Origin of the sequence: Paenibacillus silagei (genome assembly GCF_017874735.1) — a bacterium.
Classification (GTDB): domain Bacteria; phylum Bacillota; class Bacilli; order Paenibacillales; family Paenibacillaceae; genus Paenibacillus_AQ; species Paenibacillus_AQ silagei.
This window is the reverse complement of the sequence record NZ_JAGGLV010000002.1, coordinates 117,437-132,727: the sequence shown is the minus strand read 5'-3', so window position 1 is coordinate 132,727 and position 15,291 is coordinate 117,437. Positions and strand designations below refer to the sequence as shown.

Sequence of the window (15,291 nt, the reverse complement as noted above, 5' to 3'; positions counted from 1 at the left end):
TGAGCTTGACCCGTAGGAGGGGCACTTTGCAAAAAGTGACTCTTACGGGTCATTCGTATTACAGTGGAGTAAGAATGCAGGGGGATCATATGAACGTTGTGAATGAGGAGACAGTCGTGAAGCCATCCAAACGCAGTCTGGTCAATATCATTATTGACGGCATTTCTGGTATTTTTCTTCCCATAGTTAATATATTGAGCGCGGCAGGAATCATGAAGGGTCTGCTCGCAGGTGCGGTTGCGCTGGAGCTCATCAGCAAGACCGAAGGCACCTATACGGTGCTGAATGCCATGGCGGACAGCCTGTTCCATTACCTTCCGCTGCTGCTGGCGTTTACGGCAGCCCGTAAATTTGGGGCCAATCCTTTTACGGCGGTCGTTATAGGCGGGGTTATGCTATATCCCAGTCTGACTACACTATTTGCGAACAACGAAGTCATTGAGTTTATGGGCATGAGCATCAAGCCGGTGAATTATCCTGCAAGCGCTATTCCTATCATCCTGGCGGTAGGTCTGCTGGTCTATGTCGAGCGATTCTGTGTCAAAATACTACCTGAGGTCATCCGCGGCTTCTTCACTCCGCTGATCTCCGTGATCGTGGTATCGTCGGTGACGCTGCTGGTATTCGGACCGATGGGGGCGCTGGCCGGTGACGCCCTGGCAGACGGGTACCGTACAGTGTATAATCTCAGTTCAGTCGGCGCCGGAATGGTGCTGGGGGCGATCATTCAGCCGATGGTCATCTTCGGCCTGCACTGGAGTCTGGTGCCGCTGGCGATCAACAACATCAGCACGGGTGGATCAGACACGATCCTCGCGCTGATGGGTCCTGCTGCCTTTGCCCAAGCGGGAGCAGCGCTGGCAGTATTCATCAAAGCCAAAGACAAGCAGTTCCGCACCTTAAGCCTGTCGGCATCGATATCGGCCTTGTTTGGTGTGACGGAGCCTGCAATGTTCGGGGTCAATCTGCCGCTGCGTAAGCCGATGATTATTGTCTGCTGTGCAGGCTCGATTGGCGGCGGGATGGTCGGGATGTTCGGCTCATCTGCGATTTCATTCGCTTTTCCGGGACTGGCTACGCTGCCTGCTTATCTGGGGGACGGGTTCGGCGGCTTCCTGATCGCATGTACCACCGGGTTCCTGATTGCCCTGATTGCAACGCTGTGCGTGAAGCTTGGACCGGAGCCAGTCGTCGAACCAATTGCCAAATCCTAGCTAAGGGGGATTACACTTGAGAGCGATTAGAAGAACCAAGACGGTGGAAGGGACTTCCATTCCCGGAATCATCCATAACGGAGGAAGTTACTTCTATATTAATGTAGATGTGTACGAAGACGGCATGGTCAACTGCTGGGAGCTTACCGATCTTAAGGGCTTATCCGGCAAAATAAATTCAGGCTGGTTAACGCCGGCCGTCCCCTCCGGGAAGCAGCTGTCCATTCATGGACTGGGTGCGTATACGGTAGAGTCGGCAAAGTGGACTTACAACGCTGCAAGCTATTACCAGCATATTCAGGAAACAGTGAGCCTGCTGAACCCGGACCATACGAATATCTATGAGATTTCGGACCGGGAGCAGGAGGAGAGTGAAGCGCGCCGGATTGCGCATTCACCTTCCTCTACGGAATTCTATGTCAACAGCGAAATGTTCTACCAGACGACGGAGGGCAAAAGTGTCCATCTGTTCATGAAGAATAGCGGCGCAGTATACCTGGTCGATGTTGTGATATACAAGGACGGAAAGGTAGCGGTCTATAACCTGCCTGCTGACGCAGAATATACGCTGGAGGAGCTGGACGCGCTTGTTGCAGATAAGACCTTCTTCACGACAATGGATACTCCTGTAAAGGTACATATTCTGCAATTGGGCGAGGTTACATTAGGCGAAGCCCTATACTCTGCCGATGCACAGGAGAAGCTCAAAGAGCTGCATAACCTCCACAAGCAGCTGAACGGCGAGCAAACGGCGCATGAAGCGTGCCGGGCTGCCTATTATGCTTATCTGGAGAATCCGGGTGAATACTACCGGGAGCAGCTCCGAATCAAATATGAGCTTGTGCCGGAGCATGAACGGATGTATCTGGGCGATATGGATACGAAGGATTGGGATTACCAGCGAATCCTGTATCATCCCGAAGAGACACGCGAAGTGTGAACGGGGCAGGATTTTCTACGCGTTGGATGCTATACTACTATAAGTGATGAAGTGAAGAGATAGAGGGTGGCAGGATGGAGACAATCAGCTTTCATTATGGACGGCATATTTCCAAGGTGGCGCGGGCATTATATTTCCACTCGTGGAAATCTATACTATCGATTGGCGTTCAAGCGGTATTTATAGCGGTGTGCATGATTCTGTATACTCAGAACCAGTCGGTCATTTTGCTCGGCATATCGATTACGCTGGTTCTGACCATGGGAATGTCAATCGTGATGCGCACCTTGCTTTTACCGAAGATATTGTCGGCAGATACAAGGTACAATAAGGAATTTGAATATCTTTTCGATGCAGAGGGGATCAATTTCAGTCCGGAGAAGGACGCGTCCGTCATGACCTGGGGCTCTTTCACCCGGGTATGGGAGAACCAGAGCTACTATCTGCTGTTCCATGGGCCACAGGAGTATTGGTTCGTTGCGAAGCAATCGTTCGAGGATGCCGCACAGGAGCATAAATTCAGAGCGTATGTGTCAGATCACCGCAAGATTGTCAGTGGCGTGATTTGGTGACAAAAAAGAAGGACATGCTACCCGCGCATGTCCTTTTCTGTATCCGGGAGCGGATGATTAGCCGCAGCTACACCCGCCAAAAGCTTGTGCAATCTGCCTTGTCGGCAATATTGTACTCGATTAACTGTCTCAGCAGGCCGTAATCCACCGGATTCGTCCATTTCATGCGGATCAGCAGCTTGGTGTGATCTATTCCGCCTTGCTTCAGGACTTCCTCGAAATGATCCATGCCTGCTTTTTCCGGGGCAACAGCCATATGCCCTTTGGCTACACTGAAGCCGATAATGTATGTTCCGTGATCGGTGAACATCGGCTGGTTCCAGCCAATTCTCGGTTCGAGCTGCGGGAACTCCTGCAACACCCAGGCGAGTACTTCCTCCACCGTTGCCTGATGGACCGGATTATCGATCTTCGCCAGATACTCTGCAAACACATCCATGGTTCGTCCTCCTGATCTATGTCAGCCCTAATGCCCTCCATAATATCTTGTAGCCGCAGGATAGTCAAAAATTTTAATGAATAAATTGGATTAACCATCACAATGGGAGGTGTTGAATGGTGAAGGAGTAGGGCTCCCTTCCTCATTCCAGCATTTCCCTGTATGATAGAAGGAGCTTGTTGTTCTTCAGAATCAATGAGAAGGGGGATAGGGATGGAGAAGAGGATCGTGTTCAAGGGCATACGTCCTGCTGAATTGCCAGCGACTATAAGCGTGATTGCCCTGATGTTATTCTGGATAAGCTTTTTCCTTCGGGTCGATAAGACGACTCTGTTGGAGCAGATTGTGACCTATCTCGTCATCGGAATTGCAATAGCCGTTGCAGGGATTATGGTATATCGTTTGTTTACCTTTAGCAGGGCGTTTAACATAGAGATTAAGCCGGAAGCCCTGCAGATCAAGAATGTGGAGATTGAAGCCTCTACTATTAAGTGTATTTTCATCAAAGGCTACTTGCTGCCCGTGATCGCAGTAAAGCCCAGAGCCAATCTGCTGGTTACTTATAAATACTGTTTTCGATTCCCCGAGCAGGAAGATCAAGGGATAAAGTTGCTAACGGAATGGGCGGAGCGGCACCAGATCGAAGTGGTACATAAGAAGTTTGTGAGATGGCTGTAGTTAACTAAGGGATGGAGAATAGGAGGAACTAATCAATGAAAGTCTCCGGATTCAGTCACATCACACTCCAGGTACGCGATCTTCAGGCTTCATTGGAATTCTATCAGGGTATTCTGGGGATGAACGTTAGACATCGTGGCCGAATAGATGCCTATTTGGAGTGGGGCAGCGCTTGGATCTGTCTGCTTGAACGAACGGTTACCAAGGAGCCTTTAGGCGAATACGCCGGGATGGATCATGTAGCTTTTTATATCGCAGAGGATGATTTCAATGAAGCTGTCGGCATCTTGCAGAAGCATCACGTTGAGATCGTCAGAGGACCTGTTCAGCGGGGAACCGGCTGGTCGGTGAATTTCCTGGACCCGGATAGAATTCAGCTGGAGCTGCATACCTCCACTCTGGATGAACGGATGCAGGTCTGGCGTTAGGCGGAGTGGGGTCCATATAATAATCAGAAGCGGGGATGCGGGATGAATAAACCTTTTCATGAAATGCTAACGTCGGAAAATGAGCTCAGAGAGCTTCTGGGCTATCCAAGTGAAGTGGTGAAGCGCAAATCGATCCACCAGCTGGATCATCACTGCCGTGATTATATAGCGATGTCCCCTTTATTATTCCTGTCTACGGCAGATGAACACGGCTCATGCGATGTCTCTCCGCGCGGGGATGCGCCCGGTTCGGTGCTGGTGCTGGATGAAGGGCATCTGGTCATTCCTGAACGTCCGGGGAACCGCAGATTGGACTCTTTGCTGAATATCCTGGCTAATCCGCATATCGGTCTGATTTTTATTATCCCGGGGCTTGAAGAGACCCTGCGGGTTAACGGGCAAGCCTATATCATTAAGGATGAGCCTATCCTGGATCGGATGCGAGCCCGAGGCAAGCGGCCTGCGCTGGGAATCGGGGTGAAGGTGGAGGAATGTTATATGCATTGTGCCAAGGCCTTCAAAAGATCGCAGGTCTGGGACTCCGGCACCTGGCCTGCTGAAGCCTTGCTCCCGTCTGCTCCGGCCATCATCGCCGCTCATGTGAATGCAGCGGAGTTCACGGAGGAAGTGGTGCGGCGAGGTATTGAGGAGAGCTACGAGAAGCGGCTGTATTAAGTAGGGGAGTGAATAACGGGGATGGATACAGAGAGGCTGATACGGATTTTTGACAGGCAGGCCACGGATTATGACCGTAAAAGAGATGATCCGAAGCAGCGGCGATGGCGCCAGAAGCTAATCGGTTCTGCGAAGGGTGAGGTGCTGGAGCTTGCCGTCGGAGCCGGGGCGAACTTCCCGTTCTATCCTAAAGGCGTCAAGATCACGGCTGTGGACTTCAGCGGAGCCATGGTTGAGAAGGCCAGACGGGCCGCCGGACAGTACCGCCTGGAAGCCGATTGTATATGTGCAGATATCGAAGACATGAGCTTTGCCGCGCATTCGTTCGATACGATTGTCTCCACGCTGTCCTTATGCAGCTATAAGAACCCGCTGAACCTGCTGGTGAAGCTGAACCGCTGGTGTAAGCCGGACGGCACCATCCTCCTCCTGGAGCATGGAATTGGTTCTAACCTCTTGGTCACTACACTGCAACGGGCGCTGAATCCGCTCCTGTACCGCATCTATGGATGCCATCAGACCCGGGATATTCTCGGACTGGTCCGGGAGTCGGGGATGCAGATCACTAGAGTGGAGAGCTATTCGCTGAATATGGTGCATTTGATCTGGGCGGGGCCTGAGGAACAACAACTATGATCTGAAGGGTAAGAGATCATATACCTGGATAAGAGGGCAAGACCGTAGGCATTCGTAAGATATTTGAGGTTCGGGCCGGGCGCAGCTCCATAGAACATACAGAACAATATCATGAAGTTCGCGTTACTTATGATACGTCTATTGCTGTTCAAGCTATCAACGGAATTATTGATTTCCCGGGAAAATGGACGTTGCTGGAGGTCAAACAGAAATACACTGATGAGCCGCTAAATTTCAACTCAGACGCTTTTAAACTGGCTTTGGAGCGTTCAGGGTTTCTTTTTGACCCCAATGTAGACTGGAACGTTCTTTCTGCACAAATCGAATTTTTTGGTAACTAAGTGATGCCCGCTTCCGTTTATAAATAAGATGAAAACAATTTTTTAAGGGGGAAGGGGAACGGATGAAGAAGAAATGGAAGATCATTTTATTTAGCTTTATTGGGGCTATTGTCCTTTTAGTCGTGTTAGGAGCATTATACGTCAATAACGTTGGATATAATAATGTGAAATACATGTATCGTTTAGAATCAACCGGTAAATCTGTTATTCGGATAGATAGCGATATGCCTGGCCGAGAGCGCTACCTCACGAAAGAAGAGGGTGATCCACAGGAACTGTTAAAGTCACGCATGGAACGAGAAGGGTGGGGATATACTCAACAGGAGGGATCGGGTTATTTTTTTAAGAAAGACGGTAGGGAAGAAATAGTCACTATGCAGCAATGGAATCATTTTTATATTATATATAGTTTAAATGCTGGAATTGCGAACCTTGAGGACTAGACAAGAAAACAACGCCCCTATTTTTTAAAGGGGGCGTTGTTTTAAGTTGTGCTTAGTTACCAGTGTTACTAGCTTTGTCCATTTCGTATCCATATACTGTATAGCCAGCGCTAAACCAATCTTGGAGTGTGCTAGTTTCCTTTTTGTCAGTTGTGTGTTGGGTTAAAAATTTATTATTATTGTTGTTGCCTGTATTTTTTGTGATTATAGCAGTGTGATCGACATGTCCATCAGCTCCAAAGTCCGCATTTACGGCATCACCTGTTTGTAGAGCGGTCACACTTGATGCAACGCCAGCTCTTTGACTCCAATGTTTATAGAAGTTTTGCGCTCCTCCCCACGTGTGAGTAGGCATAAGAGGTCCGAACCTCCAAGCATCATCAGCAGTTACGTGGGAACCTGTTCTAAATTTCATCCCTCCTGCATAAATCGCTTGGGATACAAAGTTAGTGCAATCATTCCATTGCGACCAACAAGATGAATTCGCTACATTACAGCCTGCTTTTTCAGCATAATATGTTGAATACGTGGGATTTCTTTTGTTCCACCAACTATAAGCATAGTCACGGGCTGCTATGTTGTCATATCCGTTTGCGGAAACGGCTAGTGGACTAACCTCGTCTGTTGCGAAAGAATTAAAGTTTGTTTCGCTACTAGTTGTTGTTTCGTTATTGGCTGTAGATGGAGCAGTAGAAGGAGCATCTGAAGGAATCGGTAAAAGACCATTTAATTTAGTAAGTTCTGCATTGGAGAGTGTTATGTTGTTTTTAAGCTTATTTTGATATGTTTTCAATTGTACATTAAGTTCATAGTTTTCATACCAATCAATAAATTTTACATATTCAACTATCTTTTTCATGTCCTCTGCAGAGAATAATTCAAAAGAAGTTCCTAACGAGAGTACATATTTTTGATATTCCACATTGTCTAAGTCTGTTTTGATAGCGATACCATCTTTATTCAACTGGTTTTCAACCAAGTTGATAGCATCTTTGTGTTCAATAAGAGCTTTTTCCTTCACCTCTGCTGACTTTCCAGGAAGCACATTATAAAACTGGATATCACTAGCTTTAATTTGAATATCAGCATTCTCCTCTGAATTAGTCTCTGCGGAAACAGCACTTCCCATTAAGCTGAAGCCTAGAGCGAACGTTCCGACAATCAACCAAGTCTTCTTGAAGTTCAATTTGCCACTCTCCCATTGTCATATTTTGTAATGCCGTTCATAGTTATAAACGCCAAAAAAGGGAAAAGGTTCCTTAGAATTTTAAATTATTTTTAAACAATATTTTTTTGAGATATTCGTCCTAAGCAGGTGCAGGCTGAAGGTATCGCTGAAGCAAGGAAAAAAGGGAAGCACCTGAGGCGGCCGCAAATAAACTTGAACACTCTTACTTTTGGACAAAGAAGATCCTGGATACCAATTATGAGAGCTGGAAGAGTAACGATTTTTCGGCTGTAGAATTTATGAATAGACTTGGTCTAAGAAGAACATTTTTTACAAATTAATGAGGGAATTTGATGAAGTCTAAATTATGCGAAAGGAAGTGTAGTGCGTTGGATTTAAAGTATATCGGTGAAAATAGTAGCTCTGGGCATTACAAGAGAAGAGCATGATACCATTGCTTGGTTATCGGGACTTGATCGGAGTACAATTGATAGTATTCTGAGCTTTATTAAGTCTGAGTAAAATGTGAGGGGAATGCGAAATGGATAGTATTATTTTTGATCTGGACGGTACGTTATGGGACCCGACGGAGACCGTAGTGGGTGGATGGAATCAAGTGATTAGCAGCTATAAGGGAGCAGCCAAAGAGGTAACGATAGACAATTTACAAGGCATTATGGGGCTGCCGGTGCCGGAGGTTGGCCGAAGGCTGTTTCCTGATGCAGATGAGGATACTCGGCAGAAGATTATGGATGAATGTTGTGATATGGAGTGTCTTGTTCTGTCGCAGCAAGGCGGAAGGTTGTATGCTCGGGTAGAAGAGGTGCTTCAGGCATTATCGGCTAAATACAAGCTGTTCATCGTAAGCAACTGCCAGGCGGGGTACATCGAGGCTTTTTATGAATATCATCAATTGCAGAAGTATTTCACAGACTACGAGAATCCGGGGAGAACCGGACTATCTAAGGGAGAGAACATCAGGCTGGTCATGGACCGCAATCATCTGATGAGTCCTGTCTATGTGGGCGATATCGAAGGGGATAGGAAGGCGGCAGGGTTCGCGGGGATTCCTTTTGTGTACGCGAGTTATGGATTCGGCGAAGTGAGCAGTTATGATTATGTGATCGACCGGCTGGACGGGCTGCTGGAATTGTTCTGAAGCGGCCCTTGGATAAAGGTGGATCTCTTCCTGCAAAAGCTGGAGTTGTCTTACAGCCATTTCATGGCTTTGAAGACAACTCCTTATTCAATTCCGGCGATAATGCGGCGGATACGCAGGGGATAGCGTACCAGGGGTACGGTTGGCTCAGACGGCTGTCCAGCCCCCGTCCACATACAGCGTCTGGCCTGTCGTGTAGCTGGAAGCATCCGAGGCGAAGTAGAGGACAGCACCGTTCAATTCATCGGGGTTGCCGGGCCGGCCCATGGGGCATAGCGTATTATACTGCTCCAGAAATTGGTCCTGGTAGAGAGCGCGGGTCATCCGGCTGGGGAACAGGCTGGGTCCGATCGCATTCACCGTGATTCCGTAAGGAGCGAGGGTCGCGCCCATGCCGCGGGTCAGATTCACGACTGCGCCTTTGGAGGCATTATAGGCATGCAGGGCGGCCAGCTTGCTGCCCTTCACACCGCAGATGGAAGCAAGGTTGATAATGCGGCCCGCCTTGCGCTCCTTCATGGCCGGGATCACAGCTTTGGACATGAGATAAATACTCTTCACATTGGTATCCATCACCCGGTCCCATTCCGCTTCCGCCAGTTCCTCGACAGAGCCTGTGGATGCAACTCCGGCATTATTCACCAGGATATCTATCCGTCCGAAATGCTCCAGAATGCTTGCTACCGCCGCTTCAATCTCCGTGCCTCGGGTTACGTCACATTGGAGCGGAAGCGCCCGGCAGCCCTGGGCTTCAATCTGTTGCCGCGCCGGTTCCAGCTCGTCCACTCTTACATCCAACATGGCAACATCCGCCCCTTGCCTGGCCAGAGCTTGAGCCAATTCCCCCCCTATTCCCCCGGCTGCGCCCGTCACCACCGTCACTTTTCCGCTCAAATCAAATGGATTTCTCACCGGCGCACCTCCATTAATTCCACCAATCCCAGCGCAAGTTGGAGTAGGGAAGGAACTGTTCAGGATCTACAGCCGTCAGGACCTCACCGCGTTCAAGGACGGTATTGCTGACCGTGTAGATGCCGCCCAGCATACGGACGACTTCCAGCTCGGCCCAGGGGTCATGCGGAGAGTCATGCAGGTGAATCTCTACTTCTGCCGCCGTGCGCACACTGATATCCATCGAGGCTGTCTGCCGGATCAGCAGCGGTCCAAGATCGAATCCGCGGCCATCCGGTGACTTGGAATACTTCATGTTGAAGACAGGCAGGCCGTTACCGTAATGTGCGGAGATGATACTCTCACCGTCTGCAGCATTCATTTTCCCGCTCAGCGCAGCCTCTACATGGAAGAATTCTGTACCCCGCCGGGATACGCTGCCTGCTATATGGTGATCCTCCTTCTGGAGACTGATGTCGGCCATCTTCTTCGGGAAGCCATAAATCTCACGCCCCAGGCCCATAGCGATATCATCGCTGATCGGCATGGACAGGCAGTAGGTGCCCGGTTGCCCGTTGTAGGCTGCCAGGACGAAGACCGCGGCTTCACGGTAAGGCTCGCAGAAGCTGGTTCGGGGATAGTTAGCAACAAAAGCGTGCACAAGCGGTCTTGGACCCGGCGTAAGCGGGGCGGGCAGAATGCTGCGGATCACTTCGGGCGAAGTCTCCCAATAGACGGTTAGTGTCTCTGCATTATAGAAGGTCGTAGGTGTATTGATTCTTTTGGTAATCTCATTCACATCTTTTACGAAGCTGCTCATCTGAATCTCCTCCTGTGTTATAGGGTCACGAATAATGTAACATGACTATTCCAGTGATTATATATATGGAAAATATAAAAATAAATGGGAATCTTGTGCACAGCGCACTATAATAATCATGGGGGGAGAGCGATGAATGTAACCTTTGAACAGATTAGCAGACAATTTAGTAAGCAAGCCCTACATATCCAGTGGAACAAAGCAATAACGACAGCATATTCAGATACGATGCTGATTACGAAGAGCCTGACGCATTTTGCCCCTGAATTTATCTATGTAGGCTACCGGTCCGGATTACCGGATCACGCAGAAGGGTTGGAGCAGGCCAGCCTGATGCTGATTAATGATACTGTGGAGCCAGCTTCAGGCCAGCATCCGCAGATGTATAGCAGACAGAACCGTATGGAATTCGGGGCAGGGGAAGATGTATTCGAGCTCTATAATCAGACCCGGGAGCTGTTTCTGGAAGAGGCTGAACGGGAGCAGGCCAAGGGCAGAATGCTTGAGGCCTGTGTTGCCGGCAAAGGACTGGATGCAATCGTCTGTGCGGCGGCGGAGCTGATGGGCAATCCGGTAATTATCATCGATGTAAGCTACAAGGTTCTGGCTTCTTCGGATTGTAGCGGGGTTACCGATCCTATCTGGAGCGATAATCTGCACAAAGGCTACTGTTCCTATGATTTCATAGCTGCCGTCCACCAACTGAAGAGTGTGCAGACCGGCATAGAGTCGCTGGAGGCTTATGAAGTGGAATGCAGCGGAAGCCAGGTGACCAAGCTGGTCGCCAGGATTAGGATCGGCAGCAAGCCTGTCGGGAATGTGATTGTGCTGGGCGACACACGCCCGATTGAGCGGAGGGATCATGAGCTGGCGGGTTTTACGGCCGGGCTGGTGGCGGCGGAGCTGGCTAAGAACAGCTTTTACAGGAATTCAAGCCAGGCGGAATATGAAGAGCTGATCTATGAATTGCTGGAGAATGGGGAGAACGGTTCACAACTAATTCAGGAGAGCCTGCGGAGCGGAGTGCATCTGCCTAAGGGCAGATTGTCTATTCTGGTGCTGCAGCTTGCGGGGTACGATGCCTCTGCTTCCGGCAAACAGACTGGTTATTTAAGGGATCAGCTGCACTTGCATTTCGGGGAGGAGCGGCTGATCTTTTACCATGAGTATATGGTGGGGGTCAGTGAGGGTGATACTGCATCGTCCAGGTCAAGAGAGTATGATCCAAGCTTGCGGGAATTTCTCGTCAGCCATCAGATCCGTCTGGGGATCAGCCGGGAATTCACCGACCTTACAGACTGCCGCAAATATTATCTGCAGGCGCTCAAGGCGCTGGAGATCGGGCGGATCGTCTGGCCTGCGGAACCGCGCATCTTGTATGCTGATGTGCAGCTGTATGATCTGTTGTCCCCGCATGCGCAGCATGATTCCCGGGATGTCACCCATCCGGCGCTTACGGTCCTGCGTGTATTCGATGAGAAGCATCATGCCGACTTGTATCATACCCTCTATTGCTATTTGAAGAACAACCAGCAGCTGCAAAAAACCGCCGACGAACTATTCGTCCACCGCAACACCCTGCGGTACCGCTTACGCCAGATCGACGAACTGATTCAGCTTGATTTGCGCCAGATCGATCAGGTCCTGAGGCTATATATGTCCTATCAAATGACAGATTATCTGGAAAAGCTCAATGGGGGAGGGAGCCCTTGTTGCTCTTGATTTGTTATTTGGCAGCAGCTGCGTTCTCCCGCATTAGCTTCATACACACCTGAGGCTCTTCCTCCACTTCCCTGCAAGGCGCACACACCTCAAACCCAAACTTTCGGACAGTTGCCATCGAAGCAGCGTTATGCGGATGAGTCAGGATATAGATAGAGTCCACATCAAGCTGTGTGAAGCACGTGTCGAGAAGTACGGGCAGGGCCTCCGACATATAACCTTGCCCCCAATAGTCCTTCCAGATGTCATAACCGATCTCTACCTGCTTCCGCTCAGCGTCCCAATAATGATATCCGCAGGTGCCAATGAAGGAACCGGTCTCCCGGTCAAACATCCCATAGCGGTGATGGCCTTTGCCTTCAGGCTGGGCGTAATGTTCAATGATTTCTATGGCTTCACTATAATCGCAGGGCGGCTCACTGAAGTATCTGCACATGTCCGGGTCCGAGAATTGCTTGTAGACGGCATCGGTGTCGTTCTGATTCAGCAGACGGAAATGCAGACGGCCCGTTGTAAAAGGTTCGGATAAGTTCATTGATGATTCTCCTATTCATGGGCAATATTTCATACTATTATTATGCGATCATATAATCGGGTTGTCTATAACCGTGAACCCGGTTGTTAATGTATGGTAAAATACAAGCACTACGTCTATTTATTGAAGGGGTGTGCCTATGAAGCCGAAGAGATTAACCAAAAACCTGGCAGCCGCGCTTGCCTCCGCACTGTTATTGACTAGCACCGGAATTACCGTTCTTAGCGCTTTCCCGCAGAAGATCGAGGCAGCGGCGGTGAAGCCTACAACAGCTTTCGCTTTATTCGAACAGAGGTTGCAAAAGCCTTCGTCCCTTGGCCTGGCCCAAGCTACGCTGGTTAACCGGATCGGCCAGATGACGCAGCTCGAAGCGAATCTGGCTGTGCTGCATCTGGAGAATGCACTGAAGGCTTACCTGCCTACGGCAACCAAACGTATGAACGCGCCTTTCGTTCAATTGGATATCAAAAATATATACACCCCCGGCATGACCATGGCGTTGGCACGCTCCAAGGTGAAGCGGTCCGAGTCACGCATTGTACTGCAAGATTTGACGGCCATGAACTATAAGCTGGAGAGGGGCGGCGGCGGGTTTGTTCCGGTCATTCAATACAAGAGCTTTAAGGTATTCAAACCGTACCTCAGCAAAGATCTCCAGGTATATATTGACCTGATGGCCGCAGAGTCGGAGCAACCCACTGTGATCAACAGAACTTTACAGGTGGACTGGTACCAGGTCGTGGAACGGGCGGTGCAGTATGAAGCCTTTGTGCAGACGTATAAGACCTCTAACCGTGCTGCCGCCATGAAGGAAGCCTTTGAAGCTTCCAAGCAGATTGTGTTTAACGGAGCCCCCAACACACCGCTGTTCGACAAGAAGACCCAGGTCATTCTTCTAAAAGCGGCAATCGCGTATGAGAATACCCTGTCCGAAGCAGGGCCTGAGCAGATCGAGGCCAGTAGCCTGCTGACCCAACTGGATGATTTCCTGCTGCTTGTAGAGCAGAATGGCGATAAGAAAACTCAGGCTGTCATTGATTATCTGGAAGCGATGTAGTCAAGACCACTTACATCTTGTAGAAGAGACCGGGCTGTGGCCGAAGCAGCCCGGTTTCTTGGTGTGCAGAACCCGGGCGCAAAGACCCGCAAAGCATATCTTCCTATAGGCCCGAAGCGTCATTAATCACAGAAAAGGAAAACGATTACAATTATAATGTAAGCGTTATCCATGCCTGTGTTACATGTTTACGCAGAAGGGGGAAGAAGTCTTGAGAGTGAACAAGGTTTCCTTTAACATGCTTGTGATTATGGGTTTTAGCATTCAGTACGCATTGATGCATCTATTTTCGGCAGGCGAGGTCATCGCCATTTCAACGGCTGAGCTTATTATTTATATGGCGTTTACCTTTGCCGGACTCGGCAGATTCTTCCGGAGGAGAAGACAGGTTCTGAACGAGCACGGCTGCGGGTCTGCCGGACTGTTTTTCAGCGTATTATGGACGGTCTCCCTGTGCTCCCAGTTCCGCAAAGAGAGCTACCCGGATGCGCTGACGATTATTAATTCGCTGGGGGTATCGGCTGCCGGGCTGGTGCTGCTTACCGAGATCATTATATTGCTTAAGGTCTAAGCAACCGCTTGTCAGTGAAGTTCAATCGGCATCGTCCATGTAATGTCTGCTGATCTCACGGGCTCTGTCTTGAACCAGAAGCTTCAGCTCCACCGGCTCCAGAATACGAATGGAAGTACCGAAGCTTAACAGATACTTGGGCAGGTACTTGTTCATGGACGGAACATCGAGCAGGAACCGCGCCTCCCGGTCGTTCCGTTCCGTCAAATAGTGACGCAGATGCCAATTGCTGCACAGCTTGTTCAGCGTATCAGGCTCCCCTTCGATGCGGATAACCGCAAGGGGTCCGTCTTCTTGCCGCTCCTCTTCCGCTTGGCTGCGGAAATAGTCAGACACCGAGAACTGCTCCGGCCGCTCGAAGCAGGCATCCGTCAGCTTAAGCGCGGCAATGCGGTCAACACGGAAGGTCCGCATTGCCCTCGACTGGTGGCAGAACGCGACGACATACCATTCGCTGCGGTCATAAGCCAGTCCATACGGATCGGCATCACGTTCATCGGCCTGCGCAGAATTCACCTTATGGTAGGTGAGGTGTACGGTCCGCCCGTCCTTCACAGCCAGCTCCAGCTCCCGCAGCAAAGGGACGACAGACGGCGGACGGGACGGGGCAATGACATCGAGGCCGCTGGTTAGCAGCGACAAGTCATGGCGCTGTTCTTCCTGCAATCCATTCTCCACCTTCTTGAGGGCGCTCTCCAGCTCCTTCGCATAAGGATAACCTGCGCCTACCGCGAATTTATAAGCATCTACCAGTGCCTTCAGCTCTAGCGCGTTGAAGAACAGGGGCGTCTCACTGAAGCTCTCCAGAATATGGACTCCGCCGTCATGCCCGGATTCCGCAACCACCGGGACGCCGCTGGCGCCAAGCGCGTCGATATACCGGTACACGGTACGGACGCTGATCTCCAGACTGTCCGCAATCTGTGCGGCAGTGAGTTTTTTGCCGGACCGCAGCATCCATAGCATAGCCAGCATATTATCCCATTTTGCCATTTGAAGCTC

At 50.0% G+C, this 15,291-nt stretch carries 18 protein-coding genes; 12 read left to right on the top strand and 6 right to left on the bottom strand.

Features of this window, described 5'->3' with window-relative positions; all coding sequences use genetic code 11:
• Nucleotides 1-35 precede the first annotated feature (35 nt).
• From J2Z70_RS03940 to J2Z70_RS03930, 3 genes are all read left to right on the top strand, one after another.
• Nucleotides 36-1,214, top strand: a complete 1,179-nt coding sequence (locus J2Z70_RS03940) for a PTS transporter subunit EIIC (protein WP_342592989.1) — start codon at nucleotides 36-38, stop codon at nucleotides 1,212-1,214.
• Nucleotides 1,215-1,230: 16 nt separating this feature from the next.
• Nucleotides 1,231-2,154 carry a DUF7638 domain-containing protein gene (locus J2Z70_RS03935; RefSeq protein WP_209869639.1) on the top strand — a complete coding sequence of 308 codons (924 nt, stop codon included), beginning with the start codon at nucleotides 1,231-1,233 and terminating at the stop codon, nucleotides 2,152-2,154.
• Between the two features lie 74 nt (nucleotides 2,155-2,228).
• Nucleotides 2,229-2,726: a YcxB family protein gene (locus J2Z70_RS03930; RefSeq protein WP_173132894.1), complete on the top strand. Its 498-nt coding sequence runs from the start codon at nucleotides 2,229-2,231 to the stop codon at nucleotides 2,724-2,726.
• A gap of 67 nt (nucleotides 2,727-2,793) precedes the next feature.
• On the opposite strand, the gene J2Z70_RS03925 is transcribed toward J2Z70_RS03930, so the two are convergent.
• Nucleotides 2,794-3,165 carry an iron chaperone gene (locus tag J2Z70_RS03925; RefSeq protein WP_209869636.1) on the bottom strand — a complete coding sequence of 124 codons (372 nt, stop codon included), beginning with the start codon at nucleotides 3,163-3,165 and terminating at the stop codon, nucleotides 2,794-2,796.
• A 213-nt stretch (nucleotides 3,166-3,378) separates the two neighbouring features.
• On the opposite strand from J2Z70_RS03925, the gene J2Z70_RS03920 reads away from it, so the two are divergent.
• From J2Z70_RS03920 to J2Z70_RS03900, 5 genes are all read left to right on the top strand, one after another.
• Nucleotides 3,379-3,843 (top strand): hypothetical protein, encoded by a 465-nt coding sequence (locus J2Z70_RS03920; RefSeq protein WP_209869633.1) that lies wholly within the window; start codon nucleotides 3,379-3,381, stop codon nucleotides 3,841-3,843.
• A 35-nt stretch (nucleotides 3,844-3,878) separates the two neighbouring features.
• Nucleotides 3,879-4,271, top strand: coding sequence for a VOC family protein (locus tag J2Z70_RS03915; protein WP_209869630.1), 393 nt, complete (start codon nucleotides 3,879-3,881; stop codon nucleotides 4,269-4,271).
• 63 nt (nucleotides 4,272-4,334) lie between these two features.
• The gene (locus J2Z70_RS03910) at nucleotides 4,335-4,946 is read left to right on the top strand and encodes a pyridoxamine 5'-phosphate oxidase family protein (RefSeq protein WP_425355095.1); all 612 of its coding nucleotides are present in this window, start codon (nucleotides 4,335-4,337) and stop codon (nucleotides 4,944-4,946) included.
• Nucleotides 4,947-4,967: 21 nt separating this feature from the next.
• Nucleotides 4,968-5,582 carry a class I SAM-dependent methyltransferase gene (locus tag J2Z70_RS03905; protein WP_209869629.1) on the top strand — a complete coding sequence of 205 codons (615 nt, stop codon included), beginning with the start codon at nucleotides 4,968-4,970 and terminating at the stop codon, nucleotides 5,580-5,582.
• Nucleotides 5,583-5,985: 403 nt separating this feature from the next.
• Nucleotides 5,986-6,366, top strand: coding sequence for a hypothetical protein (locus J2Z70_RS03900; RefSeq protein WP_209869627.1), 381 nt, complete (start codon nucleotides 5,986-5,988; stop codon nucleotides 6,364-6,366).
• Nucleotides 6,367-6,418: 52 nt separating this feature from the next.
• On the opposite strand, the gene J2Z70_RS03895 is transcribed toward J2Z70_RS03900, so the two are convergent.
• A complete protein-coding gene (locus J2Z70_RS03895) occupies nucleotides 6,419-7,552 on the bottom strand; it encodes an amidase domain-containing protein (protein WP_209869624.1) in 1,134 nt (377 codons plus the stop codon).
• Nucleotides 7,553-8,075: 523 nt separating this feature from the next.
• On the opposite strand from J2Z70_RS03895, the gene J2Z70_RS03890 reads away from it, so the two are divergent.
• Nucleotides 8,076-8,693, top strand: coding sequence for an HAD family hydrolase (locus J2Z70_RS03890; protein ID WP_209869621.1), 618 nt, complete (start codon nucleotides 8,076-8,078; stop codon nucleotides 8,691-8,693).
• A gap of 147 nt (nucleotides 8,694-8,840) precedes the next feature.
• On the opposite strand, the gene J2Z70_RS03885 is transcribed toward J2Z70_RS03890, so the two are convergent.
• The gene (locus J2Z70_RS03885; RefSeq protein WP_209869619.1) at nucleotides 8,841-9,605 is read right to left on the bottom strand and encodes an SDR family NAD(P)-dependent oxidoreductase; all 765 of its coding nucleotides are present in this window, start codon (nucleotides 9,603-9,605) and stop codon (nucleotides 8,841-8,843) included.
• A gap of 13 nt (nucleotides 9,606-9,618) precedes the next feature.
• On the bottom strand, nucleotides 9,619-10,404 hold the full coding sequence (locus tag J2Z70_RS03880; RefSeq protein ID WP_083685789.1) for an acetoacetate decarboxylase family protein: 786 nt from the start codon (nucleotides 10,402-10,404) through the stop codon (nucleotides 9,619-9,621).
• A gap of 132 nt (nucleotides 10,405-10,536) precedes the next feature.
• Between J2Z70_RS03880 and J2Z70_RS03875 the strand changes: the two genes are divergently transcribed.
• Nucleotides 10,537-12,126, top strand: a complete 1,590-nt coding sequence (locus J2Z70_RS03875; protein WP_209869617.1) for a PucR family transcriptional regulator — start codon at nucleotides 10,537-10,539, stop codon at nucleotides 12,124-12,126.
• A 4-nt stretch (nucleotides 12,127-12,130) separates the two neighbouring features.
• Here the strand turns inward: J2Z70_RS03875 and J2Z70_RS03870 are convergent, their stop codons facing one another.
• Nucleotides 12,131-12,661, bottom strand: coding sequence for a GNAT family N-acetyltransferase (locus tag J2Z70_RS03870; RefSeq protein ID WP_209869614.1), 531 nt, complete (start codon nucleotides 12,659-12,661; stop codon nucleotides 12,131-12,133).
• A gap of 139 nt (nucleotides 12,662-12,800) precedes the next feature.
• On the opposite strand from J2Z70_RS03870, the gene J2Z70_RS03865 reads away from it, so the two are divergent.
• Complete coding sequence (locus J2Z70_RS03865) at nucleotides 12,801-13,718, top strand: hypothetical protein (RefSeq protein WP_209869610.1); 918 nt, start codon at nucleotides 12,801-12,803, stop codon at nucleotides 13,716-13,718.
• Between the two features lie 250 nt (nucleotides 13,719-13,968).
• Entirely contained in the window at nucleotides 13,969-14,289 is a 321-nt protein-coding gene (locus J2Z70_RS03860) for a hypothetical protein (protein WP_209869607.1), read from the top strand.
• Nucleotides 14,290-14,310: 21 nt separating this feature from the next.
• Here the strand turns inward: J2Z70_RS03860 and J2Z70_RS03855 are convergent, their stop codons facing one another.
• Entirely contained in the window at nucleotides 14,311-15,282 is a 972-nt protein-coding gene (locus tag J2Z70_RS03855; protein ID WP_209869604.1) for a helix-turn-helix transcriptional regulator, read from the bottom strand.
• Nucleotides 15,283-15,291 lie beyond the last annotated feature (9 nt).